This is a genomic window from Aeromonas sp. Marseille-Q7275, assembly GCF_965119515.1.
Map to the genome: position 1 here is coordinate 133,485 of NZ_CBCPLW010000011.1, position 16,263 is coordinate 149,747.

Sequence of the window (16,263 nt, forward strand, 5' to 3'; positions counted from 1 at the left end):
AACGCATAAATTAACAAAACATGAACAATATTCCGGGTAAATATCTGCTTTAAGTCACTATCTATCCGGTAAATCGCCTTACAACCAGTGCGATTTTCTAAATTTTAGCGACTTGGCAAAATTTATCACAACCCAAGCCGTGATCTGCCCCTTGTTTTTAACATCCCGTTATCACCTTTGCTCGCCTTCCGCGATCCAAGTCATTACACTTCGCAGCAACTCTGTACCGGCGTGCATCCTGGGTGGATGTCGCCGTGTCTGTGATGTCGTCCGATAAGGAAACTAGCAATGGCATTGAAAGACGCCCCTACCTCAGTTCTGCTCGAAAACGTTCTCAGCCTGATCCATCAGAAATTGCCCAAGAACAGTGCCTCCCTGGTCGAGTGCTTCGTCGCCAAGTTCTACGGCAACATGGCGAGCACCGACCTGCACGATCGCAATGACAGCGATCTCTACGGGGCGGCGCTCAGCCTGTGGAATGCGCTCAACCAGCGCACCAGCACAGAGCCCTATATCCGGGTCTACAACCCCGAGCTGACCCGCCACGGATGGCAGTCTCCCCATACCATCGTCGAGATCATCCTGCAGGACTCTCCCTTCCTGGTGGACTCCATCCGCATGGCGCTCAAGCGCCGGGGTATCACGGCCCACATGATGCTGCACCAGCCGCTGCACCTCATTCGCGGCGGCGATGGCAAGATAGGCGCCATCCTGGATCTCGACAACACGGCCTCCCAGACCTCGGTCGAGACCGCCTTCCTCATCGAGATCGATCATCTGACGGATGAGGAACAGATGGAGGCCCTGACCGCCGAGCTCAACTCGGTGGCGAGGGAAGTGGCCCTGGCGGTCGGGGACTGGCAGCCCATGCTGGGTCGCCTCAACGAGATCATCGAGGAGCTGCCCAAGCGCAAGAACCCGGTCAGCCAGGCAGACGTCGACTCCTGTGTCGCCTTCCTGCAATGGGTCGCCGCCCACAACTTCACCCTGATGGGCTATCGCCGTTATGACGTCAAGGCGGTGGAGGGGGATCACGAGATCCTGCCGCTGCCGGACTCCAGCCTGGGGCTGATGAAGAATTCCATCAAGGACGAGGGGCAGCGCCTTGGCATCATGCCCGCCAGCGCCCGTCACGCCGCCCTGAGCTCCGATCTGCTGATCCTCACCAAGTCCAACAGCAAGTCCCGGGTACACCGCCCGGCCTATGTGGACTACATCGGCATCAAGCGCTTCGACGAACACGGCAAGGTGGTGGGGGAAGATCGCTTCATCGGTCTCTACGCCTCCTCCATCTACAACACCAGTGCCACCCAGATCCCCCTCATCAGCCACCGCCTCGAGCGCATCATGGCCGCCTCCGGTCACGAGAAGGGCTCCCACGCCTACAAGGCGCTGCTCAACGTGCTGGAGACCTATCCCCGCGACGAGCTGATCCAGGCCCGGGAAGAGGAGCTGCTGGCCACCGGTCTTGGCGTGCTGGAGATGCAGGAGCGCGACATGCTGCGCCTGTTCGTGCGCCGGGATGTCTACGGCCGCTTCTTCTCCTGCATGGTCTATGTCACCAAGGAGCGCTACAACACGGCGCTGCGGATCAAGACCCAGCAGATCTTGCAGAAGTATTTTGGCAGCAGCGAAGAGGTGGAGTTCAACGTCTACTTCACCGAAGGCGTGCTGGCTCGGACCCACTACATAGTGCGGGTCAACAACAACAACGTGGATGTGGATGTGAACGAAGTACAGAACAACCTGATTGAAGCGGCCCGCAGCTGGGATGACCGCCTGGATTCCGTGCTGCTCTCCCATTATGGGGAAGCCCGAGGCAACGAACTGCGCCGCCGTTTCAGCACTGCCTTCCCTCGTGCTTACAAGGAAGACGTGCTGCCGGGCTCTGCCGTGGCCGACATCATGGCCCTCGATGGCCTGAGTGAAGCCGAGCCGCTGGGCATGCTGTTCTACCGTGCCCAGGAAGAAGAGAACGATCGCCGGGTGCGTCTCAAGCTGTTCCACCGCACCGAACCCATCCACCTCTCCGATGTGCTGCCCATGCTGGAAAACATGGGGCTGCGCGTCATCGGCGAGACGCCCTATCAGGTACGGACCCCGAGCGGCGAGATCTTCTGGATCCTCGACTTCTCCATGCTGCTGCGCGGCGATCAGCCATTCGATCTGGCCCAGAGCCAGCAGCGCTTCCAGCAGGCCTTCGCCGCCATCTGGAACAAGACCCTGGAAGATGACGGCTTCAACCGTCTGGTGCTGGGGGCCGGCCTCACCGGTCGTCAGGTCTCTGTGCTGCGCGCCTATGCGAAATACATGCGCCAGACCGGCGTCTCCTTCAGCCAGTCCTATATCGAGGAGACGCTGACCCGTTACCCCGACATCGCAGAGCTGCTGTTCACCCTGTTCGAGCAGCGCCTCAATCCCGCCATCAAGCAGGATGCCAAGGTACAGGCCAAGCTGCACGAGCAGCTCGCCGCCAAGCTGGATCAGGTGGCCAACCTGGACGACGATCGCATCATCCGCCGCTACATGGAGATGATCGACGCCACCCTGCGCACCAACTACTACCAGCCGGATCAGGAGGGTCAGGCCAAGCCCTACATCTCCTTCAAGCTGGCCCCCTCCAGCATCACCGACATGCCGCTGCCGCTGCCGAAATTCGAGATCTTCGTCTACTCGCCGCGGGTGGAAGGGGTGCATCTGCGCTGGGGCAAGGTGGCCCGTGGCGGCCTGCGCTGGTCCGATCGCAAGGAAGACTTCCGCACCGAGGTGCTGGGTCTGGTCAAGGCGCAGCAGGTGAAGAACACCGTCATCGTGCCGGTCGGCGCCAAGGGCGGCTTCTATTGCAAGCAGATGCCGGCGGGGGCGCCCCGTGCCGTCATCCAGGAAGAGGGCAAGGCCTGCTATCGCCTGTTCATTCGCGGCCTGCTCGATGTCACCGACAACATCATCAAGGGAGAGGTGATCCCGCCCAAATCCGTGGTGCGTCACGACGAGGATGACTACTACCTGGTCGTGGCCGCCGACAAGGGCACCGCCACCTTCTCCGATATCGCCAACGAAATAAGCCAGGAATACGGCCACTGGCTGGGCGATGCCTTCGCCTCCGGCGGTTCGGTCGGTTATGACCACAAGAAGATGGGCATCACGGCGCGCGGCGCCTGGGAATCGGTCAAGCGTCACTTCCGCGAGATCGGCGTCAACTGCCAGACCACCGACTTCACCTGCGTGGGGATAGGTGACATGGCCGGCGACGTGTTCGGCAACGGCATGCTGCTCTCCGAGCACACCCAGCTGGTGGGCGCCTTCAACCACATGCACATCTTCATCGACCCGACCCCCGATGCGGCCAGGAGCTTCGTCGAGCGGCAGCGGCTGTTCGAGCTGCCGGGTTCGAGCTGGGATGATTACAACCGGGAGCTCATCTCGGCAGGAGGCGGCATCTTCCTGCGCTCCGCCAAGTCCATCAAGCTGAGCCCGCAAATTCAGACCCTGCTCGGCACCGACAAGGCCAGCATGGCCCCGAACGAGCTGATCAAGGCACTGCTCTGCCTCAACGTCGACCTGCTCTGGAACGGCGGCATCGGCACCTATGTGAAGAGCGCCCGCGAGAGCGACGCCGACGTGGGGGATCGCAGCAACGACGTGCTGCGGGTCAATGGCCGTGACTTGCGTGCCCGCATCGTGGGCGAGGGCGGCAACCTCGGCTTCACCCAGCTTGGCCGGGTGGAGTACGCCAGCCAGGGCGGTCACATCAACACCGACTTCACCGACAACGTGGGCGGGGTGGATTGCTCCGACAACGAGGTCAACATCAAGATACTGCTGAACCAGCTGGTGGCCGCAGGAGACATGACCCTCAAGCAGCGCAACCAGATGCTGTACGAGATGACCGACGACGTGGCCCAGATCGTCATCACCAACGCCTATCGCCAGTCCCAGTCCATCTCGGTCACCGCCTTCCGTGGTGCCGAGCAGTTGAAAGAGCAGCAACGCTTCATCCAGGGGCTGGAGCGCGAAGGCAAGCTGGACCGCGTGCTGGAGTTCCTGCCTTCCGACGAGGAGCTCTCCGAGCGGATGGCGGCAGGGCAGGGGCTGACCCGTCCCGAGCTGGCGGTGCTGGTGGCCTACGGCAAGATGGTACTGAAAGAGCAGCTCAACTGCCCGGAAGTGACTGAGGAGCCCTTCCTCGCCAACATGCTGGTCACCAGCTTCCCGGCCCAGTTGCAGCAGCAGTTCGGTGCCGAGCTGGCTCAGCACCCGCTGCGTGGCGAAATCATCGCGACCCGGGTGGCCAACATGCTGGTCAACGACATGGGGCTCAACTTCGCCAGCCGGATGAAGGACGAGACCGGTGCCTCGGTGGCCGAAGTGGCTTGCTGCTTCGCCATGGCCCGGGAGGTGTTCGGACTGGGTACCCTGTGGCGCGACATCGAAGGCTGCGACAACCTGGTGGATGCCAACACCCAGCTCGAGCTGATGTTCTACAGCCGCCGCATCGTGCGCCGTGCCACTCGCTGGTTCCTGCGTGCCCGCAACCGCAGCTGGAGCATCGGCGAGAACATCGCCTTCTTCCGTCCGGCCTTCGAGACCCTGGGGGAGCACCTCTACGAGGTGATGGACGAGAGCGAAGTGGCCGAGCATCGCCAGGCCGTCGCCGCCCTGGTGGCCAAACAGGTACCTGAAGCCATCGCCCGTCGGGTGGCCCACATGAGCAGCCTGTTCTCCAGCCTGGATCTGGCGCAGATTGCCGCTGAGCACAAGACCGACATACTGCGCGCCGCCAACGTCTACTATCGTCTCGGTGCCAAGCTGGATCTGCACTGGTTCCTCGAGCAGATCAACCATCAGCCGGTGGGCAACCACTGGCAGGCGATGGCCCGGGCCTCCTTCCGCGAGGATCTGGACTGGCAGCAACGCAGCCTCACCTCAGTGGTACTGGAAGGGTGCAAAGAGCAGGGAGAATGCGCTACCATACTGGCCGACTGGATTTCGGAGCATGAGCAACTCTTGTCCCGTTGGACCCATATGTTGGCCGACTTCAAGACCACCAGCACCCACGAGTTCGCCAAGTTCTCGGTGGCCTTGCGAGAGTTGAACCTGCTCCAGTTGAATTGCCGAACCTCGGCATAACCCCAAAAGCCCCGGCCAGTTGCCGGGGCTTTTTTAAGGAGCAAACATGCTGTACCCCCTCGCCAGGCATTTTCTGTTCAAACTCAATCCCGAACAGGCACACGATCTCTCCATCAAGTATTTGCCCCGCCTTCTCGGTACACCGCTCGATTGTTTCTTCCGTCATTCACTCCCCCAACGCCCCGTCACTGTCATGGGGCTTAATTTTGCCAATCCGGTGGGACTGGCGGCTGGCCTCGATAAAGACGGGGAGTGTATCGACGCATTTGGTGCCATGGGGTTCGGCTTTATTGAAGTAGGCACTGTGACCCCCAAGCCCCAGAGCGGAAATGACAAGCCGCGGTTGTTCCGGGTAATTCCAGCGGAAGGGATCATCAACCGCATGGGATTCAACAACAAGGGTGTCGATCATCTGGTGGCCAAGGTGAAAGAGGCCAAATATCAGGGGGTGATCGGCATCAATATCGGCAAGAACAAGGACACCCCCATCGAGCAGGGCAAGGACGATTATCTGATCTGCATGGACAAGGTTTATGATCATGCCGGTTATATTGCCGTCAATATCTCATCCCCCAACACCCCGGGGCTGCGTTCGCTGCAATATGGCGAGGCGCTCGATGAATTGCTGGCAGCCCTCAAGGTTCGCCAGCAGGAGCTGGCCGCGCAATATAAGAAGTACGTTCCCCTTGCCGTTAAAATTGCCCCCGATCTCAGCCTGGATGAAATTAATCAGGTTGCCGCCTCCTTGATCAAAAACGGGATCGATGGGGTCATCGCCACCAATACCACCCTGGAGCGCGACATGATTTATGACATGCCCCATGCCGGTGAAGCAGGGGGCCTCAGCGGCCGTCCGCTCCAGCACAAGAGCACAGAGGTGATCCGCCTGCTGGCCAAGGCCCTCAATGGGGCTCTGCCTATCATAGGGGTGGGTGGTATTGACAGCGCCATGGCCGCCCGGGAGAAATTAGCGGCGGGTGCCAGTCTGGTCCAGATTTACAGTGGCTTTATTTATAAGGGCCCGAGTCTGGTCAAAGAGATCGTTACCCATATTTAAAAGATAACCGGTTGCCCTTATTTAAAGTTGCTCAAATTCTCGACATGGAATAAAGTCGAGGAACGGCTTAAGTAAGGGCAACTCCATGTGTATCCAACCCAATGACAATTGGCAGTGGCATTATGATGCTCAGGATGACCGTCTGATGCTGGATTTATCCGATCGCATGATATTCGCCACCGAATATAAGGGGCGACAACTCGTCCCCAGCTCCTTCACGACCCAGCCTTTTTGTGTCGACGATGCCGCCCTCTATTATCAGCTGATGGACAAGGCCGCCGAACTCGATTGGAGTGTTCCCCATCAGGTTCAGCTGGTACTCAATGCCATCGCCGTCAGCCGCTTTTATAAACCTCTGATGCCACAAAGCTGGTTCTTTCATGAACAGCAGACTCATTGCTTGCCTGATATGGGCTCCCTGGTGTGGATGGAGACTCCCCATGGCAGGGGAGAGTTCATGGTCATCGAGGCCGGCGATCAGGCGAGCGTCTGCCTGAACCTGACCGAGGAACTGGTGCTGACCGCCAGCAAGATCCTGCCAAGGTTCGCGGTGATCAAGGTGATGAATAACCGGATGCAGACCAGGACCCGTGCCCAGGCACATTATCGACAGGTCAGCTGATACTGACTCTGCACGTTATTTTTGGTTGATATTCATACGCCCTTAAAATAACCGAAGCCGGTTATTTATTGCTCGTCTCTCCCATGCCGTTGCGGCAGCTTCTTTGGGTCACTTCGTCGCCGTTTGACGTGCTCCCTTCTGCACTGGATATTGATTTGCATCGTCTTGCCCGCGCCCTCTGTGCCGGCGACAAGAGCAAGGACGGGGGGAATTGCGCCGGCCAGCGCCCTTTATATTCGCGCGAACCCCAAGGTTCGGATGCCGAGTGCGGGCCGATAAGGTATAATGCGGCACTATTTTTATGGCATCCCCGTGAGCGTGATGAAAGATTTTTTTGCAACCTGCCCCAAGGGGCTGGAAAACCTGCTGGCCGTCGAGCTGACCACCCTGGGCGCGGAACAGGTCCGTGAGACCGTGGCCGGCGTCCACTTCAAAGGCGAACTGGCGATTGGCTACAAGGCCTGCCTGTGGAGCCGTTTTGCCTCCCGCATCGTGCTGGTGCTCTCCGAATTCCAGATGAACGACGATCTGGATCTCTATCTCGGCGCCCACACCATTCCCTGGGAAGAGCACTTCCCCGGCACCGCCACCATAGCCGTGGACTTCACCGGTACCAACCCGGCTATTCGCAACACCCAGTACGGCGCGCTCAAGATCAAGGATGCCATCGTCGACCGCTTCACCAAGCGTGGCCACGTGCGCCCGGACGTCGACAAGAAGTCGCCGGACATCCGCATCATGGCGCACCTGGGCAAGGGCAAGGCCAACATCACCCTGGACCTGTCCGGCCCGGCGCTGCACCAGCGCTTCTACCGTCAGGGCACAGGTGAAGCGCCGCTCAAAGAGAACCTGGCCTGCGCCATGATTGCCCGCAGCGGCTGGACCGGTGAGCCCATGATGGACCCCATGTGCGGCTCAGGTACCCTGCTCATCGAAGCGGCCTTCATCGCCGCCGACATGGCGCCGGCCCTGCGCCGGGAACGCTTCGGTTTCGATCGCTGGCTGCAACACGATAGTGAGTTGTGGCAGAGCCTGATGATGGAAGCCCAGGTGCGTGCCAAGCGCGGCATGCAGCGCTGTGAAGCCAAGCTGTTTGGCTGCGATGCCGACCCTCGCGTGCTGATGAAGGCCCGCGACAACGCCAAGGCGGCCGGGGTGGCCCACTTCATCACCTTCAAGCAGGCCGACGTGACTGCGCTCGAGAACCCGCTGCCGATGCCTGCTGTGGAAGGGGAGGCCCGCGAGATCGGCATGCTGATCTCCAACCCGCCCTATGGCGAGCGTCTGGGGGAGTTCCCGGCCCTGCTGGAAGTGCACCAGGCCCTGGGCGATGCCCTGCGCCGCAGCTTCCAGGGCTGGAAGGTCACCATACTGTCTGCCTCCCCTGAGCTCCTGAGCTGCCTGCGCCTGCGGGCGGACAAGCAGTATCGCCTGTTCAACGGCGCGCTCGAGTGTCAGCTGCGCAACTACCAGATAGCGCTGGACTCCGTGGCCTCCCAGAAAGAGGTGGCCCAGGACTTCGCGAACCGTCTGCGCAAGAACCTCAAGACCCTGGAGAAGTGGGCGAGTAAAGAGGGCATCGACTGCTACCGCATCTACGATGCGGATTTGCCGGAATACAACGCCGCCATCGACCGCTATCGGGATTACCTGGTGGTGCAGGAGTACGCCGCGCCCAAGGACATCCCCGCCCAGAAGACCCGTCAGCGTCTGCTCGACATGGTGCAGGCCGCCATCAAGGTGACCGGCATGGACGGCGAGAAGGTGATCCTCAAGGTGCGCGAACGTCAGGAAGGCAAGCAGCAGTACCAGAAGCTCTCCGAAGAGCAGCACCGGATGGAAGTGCAGGAGTACGGTGCCCGTCTGTGGGTCAACCTCTACGACTACCTGGATACCGGCCTCTTCCTCGATCACCGTCAGACCCGTCGCATGCTGGGTCAGATGGCCCGCGGCAAGCGCTTCCTGAACCTGTTCGCCTACACCGGCAGTGCCACCGTGCACGCGGGTCTTGGCGGGGCGAGCGAAACCACCACGGTGGACATGTCCCACACCTACCTCAACTGGGCGCAGGACAACATGCGGCTCAACTCGCTGGTGGGCCGTCACCACAAGTTCGTCCAGGCCGATTGCCTGAAGTGGCTCTCCGAGGCCGAGGATCAGTACGATCTCATCTTCATCGATCCGCCCACCTTCTCCAACTCCAAGCGGATGGACGAGAGCTTCGACGTGCAGCGGGATCACCTGCTGCTGATGCAGCACCTCAAGCGCCTGCTGGCGGCGGACGGCACCCTGGTGTTCTCCAACAACAAGCGTCACTTCAAGATGGATCTGGCCGGTCTCGAGGCCGCTGGCCTCAAGGCCCAGAACATCACCGGCAAGACCCGGCCGAAGGATTTCGAGCGCAACCAGCATATCCACAACTGCTGGATCATCACCCACGCCGAGACGCAGGCCTGATGCTGACCCTGTTTCACACCGACGGCTGCCACCTGTGCGAACAGGCCTGGGCGCTGGTGGAGGAGGCCGGCCTTGCCGCCAGTACTCGCCAGTGTGACATCCTAGAGGACGAGCAGTGGCTTGCGGCCTACCGGGTGCGCATCCCGGTGCTGCGGGATGACACCGGCCGTGAACTGGGCTGGCCCTTCACCCTGGCACAGCTCAAGGGCTGGCTTGCCCGTCAGGGGTGAGGCTGATTTGACGATGAAACGGGGGCAGAGTCTGCCGCCCGTTTTTTCATAAGTAACAAGGAACAAACATGGCACTTTTGACATTGCACGGCGCTTGTCTGTCGTTCAGTGATTTCCCGCTGCTCGACAACGCCGAGCTGACCATAGAGCGCGGCGAGCGCCTCTGTCTGGTGGGGCGCAACGGGGCGGGCAAGTCCACCCTGATGAAGGTCATCGCCGGTGAGCTCTCTCTGGACGACGGCCGCCTGGTGTTGCAGCAGGACTTGAAGGTGACCCGTCTCGAGCAGGATCCTCCCGCCTCGAGCGAACTGACCGTGTTCGACTATGCCGCCGAAGGGCTGGCCGGGGTGGGGGAGCTGCTCAAGCAGTATCACCACATCTCCCTGGAGCTGGGGCACGATCCCTCCGATGCCAACATCCGCAAGATGAGCGAATTGCAGGAGCAGCTCGATTATCAGAACGGCTGGCAGCTCGAGACCCGCATCAATCAGGTGTTGACCCTGCTGGGGCTGGATCCCGACGTGACCCTCGACAGTTTGTCCGGTGGCTGGCTGCGCAAGGTGGCCCTGGCCCGTGCGCTCGCCTGCGACCCCGATCTGCTGCTGCTGGACGAGCCGACCAACCACCTGGACATCGACGCCATCAACTGGCTGGAAGAGTTCCTCAAGGATTTTCGCGGCGCCATCGTCTTCATCTCCCACGATCGGGAGTTCATTCACAAGCTGGCGACCCGGATCATCGATCTCGATCGGGGCGCCATCACCTCCTGGCCAGGCAATTACGATCAGTACTTGCAAGGGAAGGAGGAGTGGCTGCGGGTCGAGGAGCTGAAAAACGCCGAGTTCGACCGCAAGCTGGCCCAGGAAGAGGTGTGGGTACGCCAGGGCATCAAGGCCCGCCGCACCCGCAACGAAGGCCGGGTGCGCGCCCTCGAGGCGATGCGCATGGAGCGTTCCCAGCGCCGCGAGCTGCAGGGTAAGGCCAAGCTGCAGCTGGACGACGTCAACCGCTCCGGCAAGCTGGTGTTCGAGACCGAAGGGCTCGGCCTGGACTTTGGCGATCGCACCCTGTTCCAGGGGCTGGATCTGCAGGTGCTGCGGGGCGACAAGATTGCTCTGGTCGGCCCCAACGGCTGCGGCAAATCCACCCTCATCAAGCTCCTGCTGGGTCAGCTCGAGCCGAGCCGCGGGCGGGTCAAGGGCGGCACCAACCTGGAAGTGGCCTATTTCGATCAGTACCGCGAGCAGCTCGATCCCGAGCAGACCGTGGTGGACAACGTGGGGGAGGGCAAGCAGGAAGTGATGGTGCGCGGCCGCTCCCGCCACATCCTGGGCTACCTGCAGGACTTCCTGTTTGAGCCCAAACGGGCGCGGACCCCGGTCAAGGCCTTGTCAGGGGGCGAGAAAAACCGTCTACTGTTGGCCAAGCTGTTCCTCAAACCCAGTAACTTGTTGATTTTGGATGAACCAACCAACGACCTGGATGTCGAAACGCTGGAACTTTTGGAAGAGTTGCTGACCGATTACCCCGGTACCCTGCTGCTGGTCAGCCACGATCGCCGTTTCATCGACAATACGGTGACCGGCTGCTGGCTGTTTGAAGGGGATGGGCGGATTAGCGACTACGTGGGCGGCTATGCCGACATGATGGCCACCCGGGCCCAGCAGAGTCAGCAACAGGCGACCAAGGCGGCTGCGGCCAAGGTGGCAGAGCCTGTCGCGTTGGCGGCTGAGCCAGCGAAAAAAACACGCAAACTCTCTTACAAGTTGCAACTGGAGCTGGATAATCTGCCAGCCCGGCTGGAGCAGCTGGAAACGGAACTCGATGCCCTGCAGGCGGAGATCAACCATCCCGGGTTCTTCTCCCTGCCGGCGGAGCAGACCCAGTCCAAACTGGATGCATTGCATGCGGCAGAGTCCGCATTGGAACACGCCTTCTCCCGTTGGGAGGAGTTGGAAGCGTTGAAACATCAAGACTAAGGAAGTAGATGAAAAAGCAATTATCCATGCTGGCCATCCTGGTCGGCGCCAGCCTCAACGCGCAGGCGGCACAAAGCTCCTTCTTCACCATTGTCGATGACGAAGTCAAAGGATATGCCAGCGGGATCAGTACCGATGGCAGCGGACTCATCGGGATAAACACCAAGAACAACATGGCCGAGTACTTCTCGACCGTGCGCTCTGCCGACTTCCTGGTCGATCGCTTCCGCTTCGAGCAGGGTTGCTTCCTTTCAAGCTCCGTCTGTGACTCCTTCTGGGATGAGAATCCGGGCTTTGCCTACCAGTGGCGCCGCGATTTCCTCGATGGTGTCGATCAGCGCAGCGGCATCGGCTATGTCGCCACCACCCAGACCGATGGCCTGGTGACGGCCCTGGGGGATGCCCCGACCGATCGCGCGGGTTACAAGATGGATGGCAAGCTGCGCACCGCCTTTGCCATCGTCAATGACGGCAACCCGGTCGAGCTGAAAGATGCCGCCGGCACCCACAGCCTGAGCGTCCCGACCAGCATCAAGAAGCTGGACAACGGCCAGTACCTGGTGACCGGGACTGCCGCCAGCGGCAAGTACCGCCACAACGTGGGCGGTGACTTCTATAACTGGTGTTTCGCCGGCAATGACGATGAGTATGGCGACTTCCGCTACTGCCCCGGGCTCGATACCCAGGCCAGCTTCTGGCTGCTCAATGGCTCGGGCGGCCTCAACAAGCTGATACAGGCCCCCGACTATGGCCGTCAGCGCGATGAAGTGCTGCAGACCGCCTCTGCATTCGGTGCGGCGACCTTCAATGGCACCCTGTACGGCGTGGGCTACAGCTCCACCGGTGAGGTAGGGTCGGGGGATCTCGACGGCCGCAACCTGGCCAGCTACTGGACCCTGAACCTCGATGCCGGCACTGTGGGAGCCACCAAGATCATCCCGCTGCCCGATGGCGAGCCGGGCAAGGATGACAGTGTGCTGCAAAATAGTTGGGCTGTGTCTGTCAACGAGAATGGCTATGTGATCGGTAACCAGCGTTACAGCATCAACAAGGGTCAGAACCGGCCGACCGAGATGTTCCTGTTCAATCTGAACAACCCGGGCACGGCAGCCAGCATCCCCCTGCAGGACAAGCCGCTCTCCGGCTCCGGCTCAGAGGGCGCGGCCATCAACGATCACAACATGGTGGTCGGCTGGCGTGACTCCCGCCATCAGACCCAGCCTGTGGCCAACGGCACCAACCGCATGCAGGAAGCCTTCCTGCTCAATGCGGCGTCCCCGAGCAACAACTGGTACCTGAACGACCTGATCTGTGGTCTGGATGATGCCGGCGCCAAGCAGTGTGCCCAGAATGGCAAGTATTACCACATCGCCTATGCCAGCGGCATCAGCAGTGATGGCACCATAGCCGCCACCGCCTATCGCTACAACAGCGAGAGCGATCTGAACCTGCGCACCAACGCGACCGTGGTCGCCGTCAAGCTGACGCCGGCCGTGGCGGACTATCAGGGCAACACGCCGGCCAACTACGTGGTCAGCAATGCGCCTGTCAACAACCAGACCGGTCAGGATGGTGAAGATGGCGGTGGTGGCAGCCTGTTCTGGTTGACTCTGCTGGCCTTGCCCTTCGCCTGGCTGCGCCGTTACCAGCGATAAAAAATGTGTCATCAAAAATTAATGCAGTTCAGTATCTTGTGTCACAACGTCTGAATAGCATGGAATTTTTTGTTTGACCCTGCTCCCCCCCTGGGGTAAAGATGAAAGCGACCGGTGAAAACTTGGTCGCTTTTTTTGTTCCACGAAGAGGGTCGTAGATGATGAAGAGACAGAAACGGGACCGTCTGGAGAGAGCTCGCGCTCGTGGTTATCAGGCTGGCGTAGTCGGCAAACAGAAAGAAGCGTGTCCGTATCAATGCCTGGATGCCAGAGGGCACTGGCTTGGTGGTTGGCGCGACGCCATGGAGGGGCGAGGCTCAGGCCTCTTCATGAAGTAACCGAGACTTCATCACTCATTACAAAAGGAAAGGGGCCATGGCGGCCCCTTTACGTTGTCACTCTCTGACAGGGTCAGAGCAGATCAGAATGCGGTGGTGTCTTTGAACAGACCCACTTTCAGGTCGGTCGCGCTGTAGATGGGACGACCATCCACCTCGACCACGCCGTCGGCAATACCCATCACCAGCTTGCGGTTGATGACGCGCTTGAAGGTGATCTTGTAGGTCACTTTCTTGGCGGTCGGCAGGATCTGGCCGGTGAATTTCACCTCGCCAACGCCCAGAGCGCGTCCCTTGCCCGGACCGCCTTTCCAGCCAAGGAAGAAACCGACCAGCTGCCACATGGCATCGAGCCCCAGACAGCCAGGCATGACGGGGTCGCCAGGGAAATGGCAGTCGAAGAACCAGAGGTCCGGGGTGATATCGAGTTCGGCCAGGATTTCGCCTTTGCCGTGTTCACCACCGTTGTCATTGATCTTGACGATGCGATCCATCATCAGCATGTTGGGGGCGGGCAGTTGGCTGTTACCCTCACCAAATAATTCGCCACGGCTGCAGGCAAGCAGCTCTTCACGGGTAAACGACTCTTTACCTTGTTCACACAGGGAGAGGTGGGTATTAGTGGTGTCGTTATCTAGGGTCACGCTGTTTATCCTTCATATGGGTCAAAGCCGGGCCAATTTAGCTTACAGTTGTTCGCTAAACAACTCCGATCACTTTATTTAGAGGCCGAATAGACGGCCCAGCAGGTTGCGCAGCACGCCACTCTTGGGGGCAGTGCCATTGAGTTCATCCAGTCTGTCCTGGATCCGGCCAAACAGGGTATCCGGCATGTCAGGCTCGCCGGCCACACAACCGGTCAGCAATTCGATGGCCTCTTCCACATGATCCACCGGGTGGATATGGAACTGACCCGCTTCGACGGCGGCAATCACCTCATCGGAGAGGTTGAGCTGCTGAGCGTTGGTACCTGGCAGTATGATGCCTTGCTTGCCGGTGATGCCGTGGATCTTGCACACCCGGAAGAAGCCTTCGATCTTCTCGTTGACGCCACCCACAGCCTGCACGTTGCCGAACTGATCGACCGCGCCGGTCACCGCGAAACGCTGGGAGATCGGCTGGCGGGCGAGGGCAGAGAGCAGGGCGCACAGACCGGTCAGGGAGGCGCTGTCGCCGTCAATCTCGTGATAGGACTGCTCGAACACCAGGTTTGCCGAGAGCGGCGAGGGGTTCTCTGCGCCGAACTTGTTGGAGAGATAGCCGTGGATGATCATCATCGCCTTGGCGTGAATGTGGCCGGCGAGCTCAGCCTTGCGCTCGATGTCGGCCACGTCGCCATCCCCCAGATGCACAGTGGCGGTCAGTCGCACCGGTTCACCGAAGTCATAGGGATGACCGGCCACTTGGATGACGGAGAGGCCGTTGATCTGGCCCACCTCTTCACCGTCGGTCTGCAGCAGGATCTGGCCATCGATGACCCCCTGATCGGATTGCTCCACCAGGTAGTTGAGACGGTAATCCTGCTCCTCCAGGGCGAGCAGTATGTGCTCATCGGTCACCTTCTCCGCCTCCAGCTCCCGGGCCAGGCTGTCAGCCATGCGCATGATGGCGCTGAGCTGCACCTCCGAGAGGGAGAGCCACTCCTGATGGTCACAGAGACGACTGGCATGGCGACACAGGGCGAGGAGGGCACCCGGAGTGAAGTCCAGCAGGTTCCAGCGCAGCCGCAGCCAGGCCAGGTATTGCAGAAACTCGGGCAAGTCCTCTTCGATGTTCACCTCGGATACCAGATCGGCGCGCAGGAAGATGCGCTCGGACATGTCCCTGTCCAGCATCTGGAACTCGGCCACATCCAGCCGGTCGCCCACCAGGATCAGTTTGAACCGGATAGGCGTGGCCTCTGGGGTGAAGAAGGGGGTCAGGGTCTTGCCTTCCTGATAGGCATTCCAGTCCAGCTCGCCTTTTTGCATGGCGTTCTTGAGCTTGAACCAGAGATGGGGCTGATCGAGCAGCTCGTCGAGTTGCAAGATGAGGTAGCCGCCGTTGGCTTCCCGCAGCAGACCCGGCTCCAGCAAGTGCTGGTTGGCATAGACGGAGCCTTGCTCGGTCTGGTAGTTGATGGAGCCAAACAGAGTGTCCCAGTTCAAGTCCCGGCCATAGATGACGGGCGCTTGCTGCTCTTCGTGATGGATCAGCAGGTTGATGAGCACCGGGTGCTGGAATTCGAGCCCCTGGGCCACGTGCGCCGCCAGATCGGAGAGAAAGTCCACGATCTTGGGGTCATTTTCCTGCTTGCGGATGATGCGGGTGACCAGGCGCTCGGCATCCAGATGATGGCTCATCAGCTTGAGCAGCTCGCCAACCATCTCGCAGAATTCAAACCCGGTACCGGGTTGCAGGCGTAGCCAGATAGGCTTGAACGGGTTGTTGAGGTTCTCGGTGTAGCAGAGATCGAACAGGTCGCCATCCTTGCCATTGGAAGAGGCGATCAAGGTCTGGCAGACGCTCTCATAATCCGCACCCGGGAAGCCGTTGAGCAGCATGACCGGGCAGTCACCATCAAAACTGGCCAGTCGCTTGATGCCGGAAATGGCTCTGGGTTGCAGGGCGGCAAAAGGGATGGGTTCGAGCTCGCTGAGTGTGGGGAACTGCTCAATCGTGAAAGCGGGTTTTAATTGTTCTGATGTTAATTCAGCCACTTAAGACATCCGGTCGGGGATAGGATCAATTGTTTCCATTATACACAGTTCAATTGGCGGTAACAGGAAACAAGCACATGTCATTTAACATAATAT

General features: G+C 60.1%; 10 protein-coding genes. 8 read left to right on the top strand and 2 right to left on the bottom strand.

Annotated elements, in window-relative coordinates; genetic code table 11:
* The first annotated feature begins 288 nt into the window (after window positions 1–288).
* From ACWPWQ_RS12460 to rmf, 8 genes are all read left to right on the top strand, one after another.
* Window positions 289–5,130, top strand: coding sequence for an NAD-glutamate dehydrogenase (locus ACWPWQ_RS12460; protein ID WP_454009900.1), 4,842 nt, complete (start codon window positions 289–291; stop codon window positions 5,128–5,130).
* A gap of 46 nt (window positions 5,131–5,176) precedes the next feature.
* Window positions 5,177–6,187, top strand: a complete 1,011-nt coding sequence (gene pyrD, locus ACWPWQ_RS12465) for a quinone-dependent dihydroorotate dehydrogenase (RefSeq protein WP_005329600.1) — start codon at window positions 5,177–5,179, stop codon at window positions 6,185–6,187.
* A gap of 85 nt (window positions 6,188–6,272) precedes the next feature.
* Window positions 6,273–6,809 (top strand): cell division protein ZapC, encoded by a 537-nt coding sequence (locus tag ACWPWQ_RS12470; protein ID WP_454009901.1) that lies wholly within the window; start codon window positions 6,273–6,275, stop codon window positions 6,807–6,809.
* Between the two features lie 285 nt (window positions 6,810–7,094).
* A complete protein-coding gene (gene rlmKL / locus ACWPWQ_RS12475) occupies window positions 7,095–9,266 on the top strand; it encodes a bifunctional 23S rRNA (guanine(2069)-N(7))-methyltransferase RlmK/23S rRNA (guanine(2445)-N(2))-methyltransferase RlmL (protein WP_454009902.1) in 2,172 nt (723 codons plus the stop codon).
* Window positions 9,266–9,496: a glutaredoxin family protein gene (locus ACWPWQ_RS12480; RefSeq protein ID WP_454009903.1), complete on the top strand. Its 231-nt coding sequence runs from the start codon at window positions 9,266–9,268 to the stop codon at window positions 9,494–9,496. The genes rlmKL and ACWPWQ_RS12480 overlap by 1 nt, the downstream gene beginning before the upstream one ends.
* A gap of 68 nt (window positions 9,497–9,564) precedes the next feature.
* Entirely contained in the window at window positions 9,565–11,475 is a 1,911-nt protein-coding gene (gene uup / locus ACWPWQ_RS12485; protein ID WP_202045769.1) for an ATP-binding cassette ATPase Uup, read from the top strand.
* A gap of 8 nt (window positions 11,476–11,483) precedes the next feature.
* On the top strand, window positions 11,484–13,130 hold the full coding sequence (locus tag ACWPWQ_RS12490; RefSeq protein ID WP_454009904.1) for a DUF3466 family protein: 1,647 nt from the start codon (window positions 11,484–11,486) through the stop codon (window positions 13,128–13,130).
* A gap of 158 nt (window positions 13,131–13,288) precedes the next feature.
* Window positions 13,289–13,468, top strand: coding sequence for a ribosome modulation factor (gene rmf, locus ACWPWQ_RS12495; protein ID WP_005315693.1), 180 nt, complete (start codon window positions 13,289–13,291; stop codon window positions 13,466–13,468).
* A gap of 83 nt (window positions 13,469–13,551) precedes the next feature.
* On the opposite strand, the gene fabA is transcribed toward rmf, so the two are convergent.
* Both fabA and ACWPWQ_RS12505 read right to left on the bottom strand, forming a co-directional pair.
* Window positions 13,552–14,112: a 3-hydroxyacyl-[acyl-carrier-protein] dehydratase FabA gene (fabA, locus tag ACWPWQ_RS12500; RefSeq protein WP_042648253.1), complete on the bottom strand. Its 561-nt coding sequence runs from the start codon at window positions 14,110–14,112 to the stop codon at window positions 13,552–13,554.
* A 78-nt stretch (window positions 14,113–14,190) separates the two neighbouring features.
* Window positions 14,191–16,167, bottom strand: a complete 1,977-nt coding sequence (locus tag ACWPWQ_RS12505; RefSeq protein ID WP_202045767.1) for a Lon protease family protein — start codon at window positions 16,165–16,167, stop codon at window positions 14,191–14,193.
* Between the last annotated feature and the right edge of the window lie 96 nt (window positions 16,168–16,263).